We start from the raw sequence: 15,511 nt of genomic DNA on the forward strand, positions 1-15,511 counted from the left end.
GGGGTCCGTGGGTGTACGGGGAGGTCCGGGGGCCGTTCGGATGCCCACGGCGCTGCTGGCAGGATGGGGGAATGCATCTCACCGGACTCCACGTCTACCCCGTCAAGTCGATGTACCGCCTCAGCCCGGACACCGCCGCGGTCCAGCCCTGGGGTCTGGCCGGAGACCGCCGCTGGATGCTCGCCGACCCCACCGGACGCTTCGTCAGCCAGCGCGAGAACGCCGCGCTCGGGCAGATCCGGGTCGCCCCGCTGCCCGACGGCGCGCTGTCGCTGACCGCCCCCGGCGGCTCCCGGATCGAGGTCACCGCCCCCGCCGTCGCGGCCGGCGACCCGCTCGCCGAGGTCGAGGTCTGGGGCACCCGCTTCCGCGCCGCCGAGGCCGCCAAGGATGCGCACGAGTGGATCGCCGAGCACCTCGGCGACTACCGTCTGGTGCACCTGGACGACCCGCGCGCCCGGCCCGTCGACCCCGAGTACGGTCGGCCCGGCGACACCGTCTCGATGGCCGACGGCTTCCCGCTGCTGCTCACCACCACCGCCTCCCTCGACCGGCTCAACGAGCTGATCGCCGCCGAACACCCGGACGGCCACGAGGCCCTGCCGATGGAACGCTTCCGCCCCAACGTGGTGGTCGGCGGCTCCGAGGCCTGGGCCGAGGACGGCTGGCGCCGGATCCGGATCGGCTCGCTCACCTTCACGGTGGTCAAGCCCTGCGGCCGCTGCGTGATCACCACCACCGACCAGGAGAGCGGCGAGCGGCGCGGCCCCGAGCCGCTGCGCACCCTGGCCCGACACCACCGGCTGCTGCGCAAGGCCGCGTTCGGACAGAACCTGATCCCCGAGCGTCCCGCCGGCGTCGAGGGCGACGTGCTCGGCACGCTGCGGCTCGGCGACGACGTAGAGGTGCTGGAGGACGGGGCGCACTGGCCGGCCGACGGGCGCTGAGCGCCCGCCCGTGCCCGGGTCGCACGCTCGTTCCGGCTCGTCGGCATGCACACCGCTCCCGGGACGTCCGCACCCGCTCCGCTTCCGGGGCTCCGGCACGGAACCCACGGAACCCCGACTGTGCGCGCTCGTTGAACAAGTGGTCGGAACCTGTGGCCGCGATGGGCGCTACCGGTGTCCGCGCGACCGAGGGCGGCCGGAGCACCCATACGAGCGCGCTACGGTGGGCGGACGGCCCGCGCACCCCGCGCGTACGGCCCGTTGATCGCCGGCACGACGAAGGTGGGGACGACAGACCGTCATGGCTGAGCACAGGGTCCGGGTCACCCAGGACAGCGCATCCCGCTGGCGTCGCCGCGCGGGCGAGTACGACACGCTCGCGGAGGCCCTGGCGGCCGCCGAGGCGGGCGACACCGTGACCGTCCGGCCAGGGACCTTCCGGGAGAACGTGCTGCTGGACAAGCCGGTGACGATCGTCCCGGCCCAGGGTCCGGGCACCGTCCGGATCGAGCCGACCTCCGGGGTGGCGCTCACCGTCACCGCCGCCGCGACCGTGCGCGACCTGGTGATCGAGGGCGGCGACAGCTCCACCCCGGCCGTCCTGGTCACCGGGCCACAGGCCGTGCCCGCGTTCAGCGGCTGCCGGGTCGAGACCCGCTCCGCCACCGGGATCGAGGTCACCGACGGCGCCCGGCCCACCCTGCGCGGCTGCGTGATCGCCAACCCCGGCGGCCTCGGGCTGCGACTGCGCGGCGAGGGCACCGCCGCCGCCTTCGAGGACTGCGAGGTCGCCGCGGCCGGCCAGGCCGGGCTCGCCGTCCTCGGCGGCGCGACCGCCGCGCTGGACCGCTGCCGCGTCCACCACGCCTCCGGCGCCGGGGTGCTGCTCTCCGACCCGGGCAGCGCGGCCGAACTGACCGGCTGCGAGATCTACGAGATCCGCGGCAGCGGCGTCCAGGCCGAGGCCCAGGCGGGCGGGCGGCTGGTCGACTGCGAGATCCACCGGGTCACCGGCAACGGCCTGACCCTGGACGGCGAGGCCGAGCTCGTGCTCACCGGCTGCCGGGTGCACGACCTGCCGGAGAACGGCGCCGACCTGCGCGGACGCTCCCGGCTCAGCCTCGCCCACAGCACCGTGCGGGACTTCGGGCGTGGGGCGCTGTCGGTCTGGGACCAGGGCACCGAGGCCGTCGCCGAGTCCTGCCAGATCCACGGCTCCACCGGCGAGTACCCGGCGCTGTGGGTCAGCGACGGCGCCCGGCTCACCCTCACCGACTGCTCGCTGCACGACCTGCCGGACGCGTTGTTCGTCCTCGACCGGGACTCCGCCGCCGTCGCCGAGGGCTGCTCGTTCAGCCGGATCCGCAGCTCGGCGGTCTCGGTCAGCGGCGGGGCCACGGTCTCCCTGGCCGGCTGCCGGGTGCAGGAGGCCGGCACCGGGCTCTGGTTCCGCGACCACGGCAGCGGCGGACTGCTCACCGGCTGCGAGATCTCGGACGTGGCCACCGGCGTCATCGTCACCAAGGGCGCCGACCCGGTGCTGCGCGACTGCACCGTGCGGGCCAGCACCGACGCCGGGGTGTACGTCTCGGCGCAGGGGCGCGGCACCTTCGAGGACTGCCGGGTCTCGCACGGCAAAGGCTTCGGCTTCCACATCATCGACGGGTGCCGCACCCAGCTCACCGGGTGCCGGGCGGAACAGAACGAGCGGGCCGGGTTCGAGTTCTCCGAACCGGGCCCGGTCGCCGAGGGGTGCACCTCGGACGACGTCGGGCCGACCGCCGCCGCAGGCTCGGCCGCCGAGGTACCGGCCCCGCGGGCGGCCCAACTGGCTTCCGCCGTACCGGTGTTGATCGCCCCTTCGGGCGCTCCGGCCGCCCTTGCCGGTTCCGCGATCGCGCCGATCCCGAACTGCCGACCGGCCGACGAGGCGCTGGCCGAACTGGACTCGCTGGTCGGGCTGGCGACGGTGAAGCAGGAGGTGCGCACCCTGATCGACCTGATCTCGGTCGGCCGGCGCCGCCGCCAGGCCGGGCTCAAGGCACCGTCGCTGCGCCGCCATCTGGTCTTCACCGGCGCCCCCGGAACCGGCAAGACCACCGTCGCCCGGCTGTACGGCGAGATCCTCGCCTCGCTCGGGGTGCTCCAGCGCGGACACCTGGTCGAGGTGGCCCGGGTCGACCTGGTCGGCGAGCACATCGGCTCCACCGCGATCCGCACCGCCGCCGCCTTCGACCGGGCGCGCGGCGGGGTGCTGTTCATCGACGAGGCGTACGCACTCGCGCCCGAGGACGGCGCGCGGGACTTCGGGCGCGAGGCGATCGACACCCTGGTCAAGCTGATGGAGGACCACCGGGACGAGGTGGTCGTCATCGTGGCCGGCTACACCGCCGAGATGGAACGCTTCCTGTCCGCCAACCCCGGCGTCTCGTCACGCTTCTCACGCACCATCACCTTCCCCGACTACACGGCGGACGAGCTGCTGGAGATCGCCCGGGCGCAGTGCGCGGAGCACGAGTACGCGCTCTCCGAGGCGACCGAGGGCGCACTGCTGGAGCACTTCGCCCGACTGGAGCGCGGCCCCAACTTCGGCAACGGGCGCACGGCGCGGCAGGTGTTCGAGACGATGGTCGAGCGCCACGCGGTACGGGTCGCGACGCTGGCCGACCCGTCCACGGAGGAGTTGCAGCTCCTGGTGCCGGGGGATCTGCCGACGGCGCCGCTGCCGTAGGGATCCTGGGAACTCGCCGTCGACGGCGGGGCGTTGGGCACACATGAGCGCGCTTCTGACGGGTGCGGCAGGCGGGTTGCTGTTGCCGGCCGGGCTGGTGGTCCTGTTCTTCCTAGGCGCGGTGGTACGGCGACTACGCGCCCGTCCGGCGGCGGCGGCCAGCGGGCGCGGTGCGGGTGCGACCGCGACGGAGGAGCTGCACGCGCTGCTGTACCCGAGCAAGCGGGTGCAGCTGGAGCAGCGGCGGATCGAGCTGGTGCTGCGGGACGACGAGCACGACGGCGCGCCGAAGCGCACGGGGATCGACCTCGCGGGTGGGCGGGTGGTGATCCGGCGGTCGAGTGGCGACTGACGGCCGACCGCCGACGGCTGACGGCTGACGGCTGACGGCCGACAGGCTTCAGCGAACAGATAGCAGATGACAGATTTCAGATTCTGTCCACTGAAATCTGTCATCTGTTCACAGTCTGACGGAATGTCAGCCCGTCCAGGCGCCGCCCGCCAGGAAGGACTCCAGGGCGGCCCGGTACGGCGCGATGTCGATCCGCTCGCCGGCCAGCCAGTCGTCCGAGTAGTACTTGTCCAGGTAGCGGTCCCCCGGGTCGCAGATCAGGCTGACCACGCTGCCCGTGTGCCCGGCAGCCCGCATCTCAGCGACGATCCGCAGCGCACTCCACAGTCCCGTCCCGGTGGAGGCGCCCGCCTTCTTGCCGAGCACCTGCTCCAGCACCCGCACCGCGGCGATCGAGGCGGCGTCCGGCACCTTCATCATCCGGTCGACCGCCCCGGGGACGAAGCTCGGCTCCATCCGGGGCCGTCCGATGCCCTCGATCCGGGAGCCGCTGTCGCAGACGGCGTCCGGATCGTGGTTCACCCAGCCGTCGAAGAAACAGGAGTTCTCCGGGTCCGCCACGCAGATCCGGGTGTCGTACTGCATGTAGTGCACGTACCGGGCGATGGTCGCCGAGGTGCCGCCGGTGCCGGCGGTGGCGACGACCCAGGCCGGCTCGGGGTGCGGCTCCAGGCGCAGCTGGGCGAAGACCGACTCGGCGATGTTGTTGTTGCCGCGCCAGTCGGTGGCCCGCTCGGCGTAGGTGAACTGGTCCATGTAGTGCCCGCCGGTCTCCTCGGCGAGCCTGGCGGAGGCCTCGTACACCTCGTCCGAGCGCCCGACCAGGTGGCACTCACCGCCGTGGAACTCGATCAGGTCGATCTTGGCCTGGCTGGTGCTCTTGGCCATGACGGCGATGAACGGCACCCCGATCAGCTGGGCGAAGTACGCCTCGGAGACGGCGGTGGAGCCGCTGGAGGCCTCGATCACCGGCTTGCCCGGGCGGATCCAGCCGTTGCAGAGCCCGTAGAGGAAGAGCGAGCGGGCCAGACGGTGCTTGAGGGAGCCGGTCGGGTGGGTGGACTCGTCCTTGAGGTAGAGGTCGATCCCCCACTCCGCCGGCAGCGGGAAGCGCAGCAGGTGGGTGTCGGCGGAGCGGTTGGCATCGGCCTGGACCTTGCGCACCGCCTCCTTGAGCCAGGCGCGGTACTGCGGGTCCGAACGGTCGACGTCGACGGTCGGCTCGATGCCGGGGATCCCACCGGACTGGGTGCTCATTGGTCACTACTCCCTCGTTGCGGCCCCCCGCTGCTCACTACGAGTGTACGAGGGTCACGATAAGTGACCGTTTTTAGAAGCCCAGCTTCCGCTTATCGCCCCTCCGGCACCACCGACAGCCCGCCCTACACGGGCACCGACTGCGGGTCGGCCAGGTACGGCCCCCAACCCAGCTCGGCCGCACCCGCGAGGGCGCCGTGCGCCAGCTCCGCCCCGACGATCGGCACCCGTCCGCTGCGCCCCCACAGGCAGCGCTCGGCGACCACCGCGCGCAGCCGGTCGGGGGCGGCCTCCAGCAGGTCGAGGTGGAGGCCGCTGAGCACCACCCGGTCCGGGTTGAGGATGTTGGCGACGCCCGCCAGCCCGAGCCCGAGCCGGTCGATGACGTGCTCCACCGCCGCCCGCGCCCGCACATCAGTGGTGGCCGACCAGCACAGCTCGCGGGCCTGGGCGAGCAGCGGGCGGCCCGGCTCCGGGGTGAGCCCGGCGGCGGCGAACAGCGCGTCGGGGTCGGTCTCGGAGTTGAGGCAGCCCCGGTTGCCGCACACGCAGGGGCGGCCCTGCGGGTCGACGGTGAGGTGGCCGACCTCCAGGGCGAGTCCGGCGCTGCCGGTGTGCAGGTTGCCGTCGATGACCAGCGCGCCGCCGACACCGCTGTGGCCGGAGGTGACCAGCAGCAGGTGGCGGGCGCCGCGCCCGGCGCCGTGGCGGTACTCGGCGAGCGCGGCGAGGTTGGCGTCGTTGCCGACGAAGGTGGGCAGCGGGCGCAGGACGTTCGGGCCGTGGTCGGCGCGACCGACCTCGACGTCGTACAGGTCCGCGACCGGGGTGCCGCTGGGCCAGGCGAAGTGCAGCGCGGCCAGCGCGGTGCCGTCCGGTTCGGTGACGGGGTTGGGCAGCGCGAGCGAGGCGGCCAGACAGCGGCGGTCGGTGGAGCGGGCCAGTTCGGCGCCGGCCTGGGCGACCGCTCGCAACATCCGGACCGGGTCGGTGGCGGCGGGCAGCGGCAGGTGGACGGGCGGGTCGAGCAGTCCGCCGAGGCCCACCAGGGTGACGCTCAGCTGGTCGGCGTGGATCTGCCCGGCGACCACCACCGGGCCCTGGGGGTCGATCGCCAACCGGTGCGAGGGCCGGCCGCGGCCGCCTCCGGCCGGGCGGGAGTCGACGGTGATCAGGCCGAGCGCCTCAAGTTCGGCCGTGACCGCCCCGGCGGTGGCCCGGGTGACGTCCAGCGCACGGGTGAGCGCGGAACGGGTGGGCGTCTGGCCGGTGTGGATGAGCGAGAGCGCGGGGCCGAGCAGCGTCCGACCGCGGTCGGGGGCCGCGCGGCGGTGGGCGTCGCGCTGCGCGTCGGGGTCGGTCCCTGAGCGGGGCCTCGGGCTTGAAGGTGAGAGCTGCACGCCCCTATTGTGACTTTGTGCCGCTTCGAAACAAAATCCGTTCCCGCCAGCAACCCGACGACTCCCCCATCCAGTCTCGCAGCACAACCCCGGTGACCGACAGCCCCTGGAGCCCCGCGCGGCTCGCACTCACCGCCTTCTTCGCCGTCGACGGCTTCCTCTTCGCCGCCTGGGTCGTCCGCATCCCGGACGTCCGCAGCCAGGTCAGCGCCTCACACAGCACCCTCGGCCTGGCCCTGCTCTGCCTGTCGATCGGAGCCGTCCTCACCATGCCGCTGGTCGGCCGGCTCTGCCTGAGGTACGGCTCACGGCCGGTCACCGTCGGCTCCCTCGCCCTACTCAGCCTCGCCGTCCCCCTGCCCGCGCACGCCCACTCGGTACTCTCGCTCGGGGGCGTGCTGCTGCTGTTCGGCGCCGGGTACGGCGGCGCCAACGTCGCCATGAACAGTGCCGCCGTCGACCTGGTGGCGCAGCTGCGACGGCCGGTCATGCCCAGCTTCCACGCGGGGTACAGCCTCGGCGGGCTGCTCGGCGCGGGCCTCGGCGGACTGCTCGCCGACCAGCTCACCACCGCCTGGGCGCTCGCGCTCGGCGGGCTGCTGGGCATGGCCGTCACCGTCGGCGCGGGCGTCGTGCTGCTGCGCAGCCCGGCGGCTCCGATGGTTGCGCCGGAACGTTCCGCCGATGACTCGGCGGAACGGCCTGCCGGGGGCCACGCCCGGCTGCTGGTGCTGCTGCTCGGCCTCACCGCGCTGTGCACCGCGTACGGCGAGGGCGCGATCGCCGACTGGACCACCCTGCACCTGACGGACGACGTCCATGCGGGCGCCGGGACGGCCGCCGCCGGGTACGCCGCGTACGCCTTCGCGATGACCAGCGGACGGGTCGGCGGCACCTGGTTGTCCATCCGGCTGGGCCAGGACCGGCTGATGCTGCTCGGCGGACTGGCGGCGGCGGTCGGCATGCTGGTCGCCGCGCTGGCCCCGGCGGTACCGGTCGCGATCGGTGGCTTCGTGCTGGTCGGCCTCGGTCTGGCCAACCTGTTCCCGCTCGCCATCGCCCGGGCCGGCGCGACGGGCGGCCCGCAGGGCGTCGCGCTCGCCTCGACGCTCGGGTACGGGGGGATGCTGATCGGCCCGGTGGTGATCGGCTTCCTCGCCGACGCGGCCGGACTGCCGCTGGCCCTGACCACGGTGGCCCTCGCGGCAACGGTGGCGGCGTTCCTGCCCTTGGTGGCGGGGCGGCGCTGACGGGCTGCGGGTTGTCGGGGAGACGGGCAGCCGGGGAGGCGGGGCAACGGCGGGCAGATGACGGCGAACAGATGACAGACTTCAACATCTGTCATCTGTTATCTGTTCGCTGTTAGCCGCCCTCGCGCCCGCTGCCGCACCTGCCCCAAAAGGTGGCAGGATGCGGCCCCATGACGACCACCGGACGCATCCAGGTACTACGCGCCAGCGAGCGCCCCGCCACCGCGTGGCTCAACGGGGGCGGGGTGACCAGGGAGGTCGCCGGGTTCCCGGCCGGGGCCGGGCTGGACAGCTTCGACTGGCGGGTCAGCCTCGCCGACGTCGCCTCCGCCGGGCCCTTCTCGCCGTTCCCCGGGATCGACCGGGTGATCACCCTGGTCGAAGGCGCGGGTATGGCGCTCACCGTGGACGGCACCGAGCAACTGGTCGATGCGCCGTTCCGCCCGTTCGCCTTCCTGGGCGACGCCACGACGGACTGCCGACTGCTCGGCGGCCCGGTGGTGGACTTCAACGTGATGACCCGTCGCGGCCGGGTCGAGGCCACCGTCGACCTGCGCAGCGGGCCCGGCCCGGTGGAGGTCCCGCCCGCGGCGACCGTCCTGCTGGTCTGCCTCGCCGGTTCGGCGACCCTCGACGGCACCGAGCTGGCCCGCTTCGACGCCGCCCTGCTGACCGCCCCCGGTCCGTGGGAGCTGCGCCCGGCCGACGGCACCACCGCCGCCGTCACCTTCCGCACCGCCCGCTGAGAAATGAGACCGCCCGTGCCCCGGGGGCAGCCGGGGCACGGGCGGTCGCGGCGCTCGCCGCGACCGCAGCGAGCGCACAGAGCGCCGCGGGCGCTCAGCCGCAGAGCACCGGCGTGGCGTGCCCCGGGTCCAGGGCGTTGGTCACCAGGTGCAGCGCCGTCGGCGAGAACGCGATCGCCACGTGCTCGGCGAGCGTGATCGGGCAGTGGTCCTGCAGCACCTCGTTGTCGACGTCCGGCCCGGTCAGGAACTGGGTCTGCCACGGGGTGACGACCTCGTCGTACACCGTCGAGATCACCGTGTAGCTCACCCCGGGCACGGTGTCCGGTCGGGACGCCATGGCCCGGTTGAAGTCGGAGCCCACCGCCTGGTCACGGCAGGCCTGGCAGACCGTGTAGATCAGGTCCGCGACGCCCGGGAAGTACGGCGCGAGCTTGGTGATCCCGTCGAGCGTCGTGCCGTGGTTGGACGGCGCCAGGCCGACCAGCTTGTCGACCTTCGAGGCCCCGCCGAGGAACTTCAGGTAGTAGTTCGGCAGCATGCCGCCCTGCGAGTGTCCGACGATGTCGACCTTGGCCGCACCGGTCGCGTTGCGCACCAGGTCGACGAAGCTCGCCAGTTGGGCCGCCGAGGCGGGCACCGGCCCGAGCCCGCCGATCGGCAGCAGCAGGCCGCTGCCGGTGGAGGTGATGCCGGGGATGGTGCCGTAGTCGAGGGCGAAGACGCAGTACCCGAGGCCCTTCAGCAGCGGGGAGAGCGCCAGCCAGTTCTCGTAGCGGTTGGCGAAGGTGCCGTGCACCAGGACCACCGGGTTGGGGTGCGCGGCGGTCGGTCGGCAGTTCCAGTCGTTGGCGCCGGGCGGCGAGGCCACCGAGTCTCCGTCGGGGGGAAGTTCAGCAGCGGCGGTGACGGCCGGGCTCACGACGACGGGGGTCGCGGCGGCGGCCGGGGCGGCCGAGGCCGGGCCCGCCGTCGCCCCCGCCAGCAGCGCACCCGCCAGCAGGGCCGCGCCGAAGGATCCGCCGAGCCGACGGCGCAAGGGAGTTGCGGGGAAGCGGAGAAGTGGGGTTCTCAACTGTTGCCTCCACAGCGGAAGTTTGTTACCAACAGGTAACCCGAGTGGCTCAATCATGCGGTCGCCCCTCCGGCCCGGCCCTTGGGCGTTCCCCAGACCTGGACGGTGTTCTCTGTGACCGGTCACAACGCACCCCACTGCACGCCCCCGGACATCCCCGAAACCACGCCGACCTGGCGCGTACCGCTGATCGGCGACCGCCCGGCCGACCAACTACTCCTCGGCGGCGTCCGCGAGTTGGCCGAGGGCGTGGTCGCCGCCCTGCTGGACCGCGTGCCGGTCTACCGCCGCCTCCCGCGCGAGCAGCTCACCGGCGAGCTCACCCGGGACACCGAACGCCGCATCCGCGCACTCGCCCACGCCGTCCGCACCGGACTCCCCGCCCCCGCCGAGGAGTTCACCGCCGTACGGGAGGCCGCCGCGCGCCGCGCCGAGGAGGGCCTGCCGCTGGACGCCGTGCTGCTCGCCCACCACCTCGGGCTGGAGGTCTGCTGGGAGTTCGTCACCCGCGACGCCCACGCCGGTGACGCCGCCGACCTGCTGGTGCTCAACCGGCTGCTACTCGACCAGCTCCGCCAGGCCACCGCCGCCGCCGGCGCCGGCTACCTGGACGGCCGGCGCCCGGCCGGGGACCGACACTCCACCGCCCGGCAGTCCCTGCTCACCGCACTGCTTGCCGGCACCCCCGCCGAGGAGGCCGCCGCCCGGGCGGGCGTCCGGCTTCCGGCAGGCTACGCGGCGCTCTGCCTGGCCCTCGCCGACCACCCGGACGAGCACTCCCCAGGCGTCGATCCGGCCATCGCCGCCCACCGCAAGCTGCGTCGCTTCGTCGCCGAACTCGACCACCGCACCCGGCAGTCGGCGCTCACCGCGCTCACCCCCTCGGGCGGCCTGGTCCTGGTCCCGCTCGACCCGGAACCCGAGCCGGCCGACGGCACAGCCCCCGAAGCCCCTTGGCCGCAGCTAGCCGCCACCCTCGCCGCCGCGGCCCGCGCCGCCGGGGTGCCCGTGCTCGCCGGGGCGGCCGCCGCGGCACCGGCCGAGGTGCCGGGCGCGGCTGCGCTCGCCTATGAAGTCCTGGACGTGGCCAGGGCGTTCGGCCGTCCGACCGGTCTGCACCGCCTCGACGACGTGCTGCTGGAGTACCAACTGACCCGGCCCAGTCAGGCCCGCTCCCGGCTCGCCGCGCTGCTCGAACCGCTCGCCGACGGCGGGGAGTTGCTCACCACCCTGCGCACCCACCTGGCGGGCGGCCTCAACCGCCGCCACACCGCGAGCGCCCTGCACCTGCACCCGAACACCGTGGACTACCGGCTGCGCCGGATCGCCGTCCTCACCGGCCTGGACCCGTCCCGCCCGGCCGACGTCCTGCGGATCACCGCGGCCATCGCCGCGCGCGCCGCCGAACAGTCCTCCCCGGCACGCTAGTCACACCCCGGCACCCGCGCCGCCGGGAACGGTGACGCGAGTGCCGGGGACGAGCGGGGATCAGCGGTACAGCGAGGCGTGGGCGAGCAAACGGCACCCCGGCCGACCGATCGTCGGAGATCAGGAGCCAACGGCCAAAAGATCGACAGAACGAAAGAGCCGGACGGACGGCCCTCAGCCCTGCTCCCCCGGCAGCCGCAGGTCCCAGCCGACCAGGGCGCGCAGCTGCTCCGCCGTCACCCCGTCCGGCACCGGCCGGGGCGGCTCGTGGCGCAGCGGCGGCTGCCAGCCCTCCTCCTCGGTCCAGCTGCGCACCACCTTGGCGGGCGCTCCGGCGACCACGCAGTGGGAGGGCACCTCGCCGCGCACCACGGCCCCTGCGGCGACCACCACGTTGCGCCCGATCCGTGCCCCCGGCATGATCACCGCGCCGGTGCCGATCCAGCTGCCCGCGCCGATCTCCACCGGCTCGTTGCGCGGCCACTGCTTGCCGATCGGCAGCTCGGTGTCCCGGTACTCGTGCGCCTGGTCGCTCACGTACACGCCGGGCCCCGTCCAGACGTCGTCGCCGATGACGATCGACTGGTGGCCGACGATGTGGCTGTCCCGTCCGATCACGCAGCCGCCGCCGATCCGCACGATCGGCTCCGGCCCGAGGTCGAGGCCGGGCAGGAAGCCCGCGCTGATGGTGACCCGCTCACCGATGATCGAGAACGGCCCGATGGTGATCCACTGCTCGTTGAACACCGCCCCGAGCGGGAAGGCGAGGGTCGTGCCGTCCCCCAGCTCGCCGAACCGGTACGGGCCCGGGTTCCGGTTGGTGACCGCGCCGGTCCGCTGCACCCAGCGCCAGCCCCGGTGGACGACGCGTCCGGCGGCCCGGCGGCCACCGGTCCGGACGGCGGAGAGAAGCGAACGGCTTATCGGCATGCGCTCACGTTACCGGTCCGTAGCGTCCGCCCGGTCGCCGGGAGGTCGACATCACACCAGCTCCACCGGCCCCAGCCGTACCGGTCTCACGGGCCCCACCCACACCGGCATCACCTGCCCCGCCGCTCCGGCCTCACCCGCCGCACCCGCGCCGACCCCAGGGCCGTCCGAAATCCGCCACCGACGGCGGGAGGCGGTGAAAGACTCCGTCCCATGGAGATCTCCGCACACATCGACGCGCTGCGCCGCGAGGGCACCCTGCTGACCGAGGCCGCCGCCCGCACCGACCTCGCCGCCCCCGTACCGACCTGCCCGGACTGGCGGCTGGGCGACCTGCTGCGGCACGTCGGCCACGTCCACCGCTGGGCCGCCACCTACCCGTCGAGGGGCCTGCGGGCACCGCTGGACCCGGCGGGCGAGCAGGAGGCCGTCGGACCGGCGCCCTCGGACGCCGCACTGCTCGACTGGTTCCACGAGGGCCACGCCGCACTGGTGGCGACGCTCACCGAGGCCCCGGCCGAGGTCGAGTGCTGGAGCTTCCTGCCCGCACCCAGCCCGCTGGCCTTCTGGGCCCGGCGCCAGGCGCACGAGACCGCCGTCCACCGCTTCGACGCCGACGCGGCGGCCGGCTCGCCGGGCCCGGCCGTGGACACCGCGCTCGCCCTGGACGGCATCGACGAGCTGCTGCGCGGCTTCATGGTCCGCAGCCGGTCGAAGGTGCGCAGCGACCGCCTGCGCACCGTCCAGGTCCGGACGACCGACGGCCCCGGCTCCTGGCGCCTGACCATCACCCACGAGCCGCTGTCCGTCAGCACCGAGGAGCGCCCCGAGCAGGCCGACCTGACCCTCACCGGACCGGCCCACCAGCTCTACCTGCTGCTCTGGAACCGGCTGACGGTCGAACAGGTCGAGCGGGGCGGGCTGTCCGAGCAGGCCGGGCAGGTCGAGGTCAGCGGCGACCGGGACCTGCTCGACCTCTGGCGGGACACCGCGGCGATCGGCTGACCCCGAGCCGAGTCAGTCGATCCTGAGCCGAGTCAGCCGATCCCGAGCCGACTCGGCCAGTCGTACGCCGACTCAGCGCACCCAGGCAGCGGCCCGCTTCTCCAGGAACGCCCGCATGCCCTCCTGCGCCTCCGCCGAACCGAACAGCCGCGCCGACAGCTGCACCAGCTCGTCCGCGTCGCGCTGGAAGGAGCGCACCACCTCGGCGTTGGCCAGCCGCTTCGACTCGGCCAGCCCTTGCGGCGAGCCCTGGCGCAGCGCGTCCAGCAGGCCCTTCAGCACCACCCCGGTGTCCTCGGTGGACTCGGCGGCCCGGGTGAGCAGACCGATCCGGGCCGCCTCGGCGGCGTCGAAGACCTCGCCGGTCAGGTAGTAGCGGGAGGCGGCGCGCGGGTCCAGCTTGGGGCGCAGCGGCAGCGAGATGACGGCGGGCGCGAGGCCGAGCCGGACCTCTGTGAAGGCGAAGGTCGCGGCCGGTCCGGCGATGGCGAGGTCCGCCGCACCGATCAGGCCGAGGCCGCCGGCCCGGGCGTGCCCGTCGACCACGGCGATCACCGGCTTGGTGCAGTCCACGATCGCCTTCTGCAGCTCGACCAGGCCGCGCGGGCCGACCGTCGGGTCCGCGCCGGTCGCCTCGGAGAGGTCCGCGCCCGCGCAGAACACCTTGCCGGTGTGGGTGAGCACCACCGCGCGGACGTCCCGGTTCGCCGCCGCGACCGCCAGTCCGGCGTGCAGCTCGGACATCAGGCGGGAGGAGAGCGCGTTGCGGTTGTGCGGCGAGTCGAGGGTGAGCGTGGTGACGGCGTCGACGGTGCTGACGCGGACGAGGGGCTCTGCGCTGGTCATCGGTGTGGGCCTGCCTTCCGGCTGAGGGTGGGTCGGACTGCGGGCGCGGGGCCGGGGTGCCCGGACCGCGCCCGGACGACTCTGGCACGCCCACCCACCCCTCGGCCAGAGCCAACCGCACTCCAGCCGGAGCCAACCGCCCGGTGGCCGGGCGGAAAACCGCTGGTGGCGGCCGCCGCACTCCCGGCAGCATGGGCGGCGTGATCCCCGAATCCCCCGTCCTGCTGCTCGCGCCGCGCATCAACGAGACCGGCCTCCAGCTGCGCACCGCCGCCGGACTGCGCGGCCTGCGAGCGCACACCGCGACGTCCTGGCAGGCCCCGCGCGAACTGCTCGGTGCGCCGGTGCACGTGTACGGCGGGCCGTTGTTCGCCGACGCGGTCGGACGGGAGCTCGGCCTCGCCCTGCTGGAGCCGGCCGAGGACTGGCTGGCCCGGCTGCCGCTCGCGCTGACCGGACGACGGGTGTCCGCCACCACGCTGGCCGAGGCCCGCGGGCTGCACGGCCCGGCCTTCGTGAAGCCGCCGGCCGACAAGCTGTTCGCCGCCCGGGTCTACCCGGACGGCGGCGCGCTGCCCGGGCCCGAGCTGTTGGACGGCGACACCCCGGTACTGGTGAGCGAGGTGGTGCGGTTCCGCACGGAGTACCGGCTGTTCGTCCTGGACAGCACGGTGCGAGCCGGCTCGCGCTACGCGGTGGACGGCGAGCTGTCCGTCGGGCCGCTCGGGCGGGACGGCTCCGAGGTGCTGGCCTTCACCCACGACGTGCTGGCTGCCTCCGCCTCGCAAGCCCCGCTGCCGAGCGCGGTGGTGGTGGACGTCGGTCGCACCGACCACGGCTGGGCGGTGGTCGAGGCCAACGCGGCCTGGGCCAGCGGGGGTTACGCGGCCGAGCCGGACACCGTCCTGGACGCGGTGCTGCGCTCGGCCGGACCGGATGCCCAACTTCCCGCCACCGACCGGCCGTTCCGGAGCGAACTGCCCGAAGTGCTGCGCTGACCGACCAGCTGGCCAGCCGGTCGGCCGGCCAGTTGTCCGGCTGGTCGGCCGGCCCGTAGGCCAGTCCGTTGGCCAACCCGCCGGCCGCCAAGGGGAATCGCTTGCGGTCCGGACACGCGATGGCGCACGATCATGCGCCATGACCACCACGCACCTCACCCACATCACCGAGCCACCCGGCGTCGCTCCCGGGACGGGCTACACCCAGGTCGTCACCGGCACCGGCCGACTGGTCCAGGTCTCCGGCCAGGTCGCCTTCGACGAGCACCGGAACCTGGTCGGCGAGGGCGACCCGAAGGCGCAGGCGCGGCAGGTCTTCGAGAACCTGCGCCGCTGCCTGGCCGCCGCCGGGGCCGACTTCTCCGACGTCGTGAAGTTCACCTTCTTCATGACCGACATCGCCCATCTCCCGGCCATCCGGGAGGCCCGCGACGCGTACCTGGGCGACCTGCCGCTGCCGGCCGCCTCGGCCATGCAGGTCGCGGCACTGTTCCGGCCGGACGTGCTGATCGAGATCGAGGCGATGGCGGTGGTCCGGGAGTAACG

At 74.0% G+C, this 15,511-nt stretch carries 14 protein-coding genes; 9 read left to right on the plus strand and 5 right to left on the minus strand.

The window, feature by feature from the left end:
• Positions 1 to 71: 71 nt before the first annotated feature.
• From ACFQ87_RS26710 to ACFQ87_RS26720, 3 genes are all read left to right on the plus strand, one after another.
• The gene (locus tag ACFQ87_RS26710) at positions 72 to 947 is read left to right on the plus strand and encodes an MOSC domain-containing protein (protein ID WP_380613356.1); all 876 of its coding nucleotides are present in this window, start codon (positions 72 to 74) and stop codon (positions 945 to 947) included.
• A 301-nt stretch (positions 948 to 1,248) separates the two neighbouring features.
• Positions 1,249 to 3,678, plus strand: coding sequence for a right-handed parallel beta-helix repeat-containing protein (locus tag ACFQ87_RS26715; protein ID WP_380613357.1), 2,430 nt, complete (start codon positions 1,249 to 1,251; stop codon positions 3,676 to 3,678).
• 43 nt (positions 3,679 to 3,721) lie between these two features.
• A complete protein-coding gene (locus tag ACFQ87_RS26720; protein ID WP_380613358.1) occupies positions 3,722 to 4,030 on the plus strand; it encodes a DUF6191 domain-containing protein in 309 nt (102 codons plus the stop codon).
• Positions 4,031 to 4,156: 126 nt separating this feature from the next.
• On the opposite strand, the gene ACFQ87_RS26725 is transcribed toward ACFQ87_RS26720, so the two are convergent.
• A complete protein-coding gene (locus ACFQ87_RS26725) occupies positions 4,157 to 5,287 on the minus strand; it encodes a PLP-dependent cysteine synthase family protein (RefSeq protein ID WP_380613359.1) in 1,131 nt (376 codons plus the stop codon).
• A 125-nt stretch (positions 5,288 to 5,412) separates the two neighbouring features.
• Positions 5,413 to 6,588, minus strand: coding sequence for an ROK family protein (locus tag ACFQ87_RS26730; protein ID WP_380613384.1), 1,176 nt, complete (start codon positions 6,586 to 6,588; stop codon positions 5,413 to 5,415).
• A gap of 116 nt (positions 6,589 to 6,704) precedes the next feature.
• On the opposite strand from ACFQ87_RS26730, the gene ACFQ87_RS26735 reads away from it, so the two are divergent.
• Positions 6,705 to 7,937: an MFS transporter gene (locus ACFQ87_RS26735; protein ID WP_380613360.1), complete on the plus strand. Its 1,233-nt coding sequence runs from the start codon at positions 6,705 to 6,707 to the stop codon at positions 7,935 to 7,937.
• A 170-nt stretch (positions 7,938 to 8,107) separates the two neighbouring features.
• Positions 8,108 to 8,683 (plus strand): HutD family protein, encoded by a 576-nt coding sequence (locus ACFQ87_RS26740; RefSeq protein WP_380613361.1) that lies wholly within the window; start codon positions 8,108 to 8,110, stop codon positions 8,681 to 8,683.
• A 94-nt stretch (positions 8,684 to 8,777) separates the two neighbouring features.
• Here the strand turns inward: ACFQ87_RS26740 and ACFQ87_RS26745 are convergent, their stop codons facing one another.
• Positions 8,778 to 9,758, minus strand: coding sequence for an esterase/lipase family protein (locus tag ACFQ87_RS26745; RefSeq protein WP_380613362.1), 981 nt, complete (start codon positions 9,756 to 9,758; stop codon positions 8,778 to 8,780).
• 114 nt (positions 9,759 to 9,872) lie between these two features.
• Between ACFQ87_RS26745 and ACFQ87_RS26750 the strand changes: the two genes are divergently transcribed.
• Entirely contained in the window at positions 9,873 to 11,186 is a 1,314-nt protein-coding gene (locus tag ACFQ87_RS26750) for a PucR family transcriptional regulator (protein ID WP_380613363.1), read from the plus strand.
• A gap of 174 nt (positions 11,187 to 11,360) precedes the next feature.
• Here the strand turns inward: ACFQ87_RS26750 and ACFQ87_RS26755 are convergent, their stop codons facing one another.
• Entirely contained in the window at positions 11,361 to 12,116 is a 756-nt protein-coding gene (locus ACFQ87_RS26755) for an acyltransferase (RefSeq protein WP_380613364.1), read from the minus strand.
• Between the two features lie 213 nt (positions 12,117 to 12,329).
• Here ACFQ87_RS26755 and ACFQ87_RS26760 point away from each other — a divergent pair, with 213 nt between their 5' ends.
• Positions 12,330 to 13,121 (plus strand): maleylpyruvate isomerase family mycothiol-dependent enzyme, encoded by a 792-nt coding sequence (locus tag ACFQ87_RS26760; protein ID WP_380613365.1) that lies wholly within the window; start codon positions 12,330 to 12,332, stop codon positions 13,119 to 13,121.
• Positions 13,122 to 13,193: 72 nt separating this feature from the next.
• On the opposite strand, the gene ACFQ87_RS26765 is transcribed toward ACFQ87_RS26760, so the two are convergent.
• Positions 13,194 to 13,967: an enoyl-CoA hydratase family protein gene (locus ACFQ87_RS26765; RefSeq protein WP_380613366.1), complete on the minus strand. Its 774-nt coding sequence runs from the start codon at positions 13,965 to 13,967 to the stop codon at positions 13,194 to 13,196.
• A 200-nt stretch (positions 13,968 to 14,167) separates the two neighbouring features.
• Here ACFQ87_RS26765 and ACFQ87_RS26770 point away from each other — a divergent pair, with 200 nt between their 5' ends.
• Positions 14,168 to 14,965, plus strand: coding sequence for an ATP-grasp domain-containing protein (locus ACFQ87_RS26770; RefSeq protein WP_380613367.1), 798 nt, complete (start codon positions 14,168 to 14,170; stop codon positions 14,963 to 14,965).
• Positions 14,966 to 15,104: 139 nt separating this feature from the next.
• A complete protein-coding gene (locus tag ACFQ87_RS26775) occupies positions 15,105 to 15,509 on the plus strand; it encodes a RidA family protein (protein WP_380613368.1) in 405 nt (134 codons plus the stop codon).
• Positions 15,510 to 15,511: the final 2 nt, after the last annotated feature.

Origin of the sequence: Kitasatospora sp. NPDC056531, from assembly GCF_042794375.1 — a bacterium.
In the GTDB taxonomy this organism is placed as follows: domain Bacteria; phylum Actinomycetota; class Actinomycetes; order Streptomycetales; family Streptomycetaceae; genus Kitasatospora.

Coding starts and splice junctions, on each gene's coding strand:
- ACFQ87_RS26710 (WP_380613356.1), top strand. CDS start 72: ATGCATCTCACCGGACTCCACGTCTACCCCGTCAAGTCGATGTACCGC.
- ACFQ87_RS26715 (WP_380613357.1), top strand. CDS start 1,249: ATGGCTGAGCACAGGGTCCGGGTCACCCAGGACAGCGCATCCCGCTGG.
- ACFQ87_RS26720 (WP_380613358.1), top strand. CDS start 3,722: ATGAGCGCGCTTCTGACGGGTGCGGCAGGCGGGTTGCTGTTGCCGGCC.
- ACFQ87_RS26725 (WP_380613359.1), bottom strand. CDS start 5,287: ATGAGCACCCAGTCCGGTGGGATCCCCGGCATCGAGCCGACCGTCGAC.
- ACFQ87_RS26740 (WP_380613361.1), top strand. CDS start 8,108: ATGACGACCACCGGACGCATCCAGGTACTACGCGCCAGCGAGCGCCCC.
- ACFQ87_RS26755 (WP_380613364.1), bottom strand. CDS start 12,116: ATGCCGATAAGCCGTTCGCTTCTCTCCGCCGTCCGGACCGGTGGCCGC.
- ACFQ87_RS26760 (WP_380613365.1), top strand. CDS start 12,330: ATGGAGATCTCCGCACACATCGACGCGCTGCGCCGCGAGGGCACCCTG.
- ACFQ87_RS26765 (WP_380613366.1), bottom strand. CDS start 13,967: ATGACCAGCGCAGAGCCCCTCGTCCGCGTCAGCACCGTCGACGCCGTC.
- ACFQ87_RS26775 (WP_380613368.1), top strand. CDS start 15,105: ATGACCACCACGCACCTCACCCACATCACCGAGCCACCCGGCGTCGCT.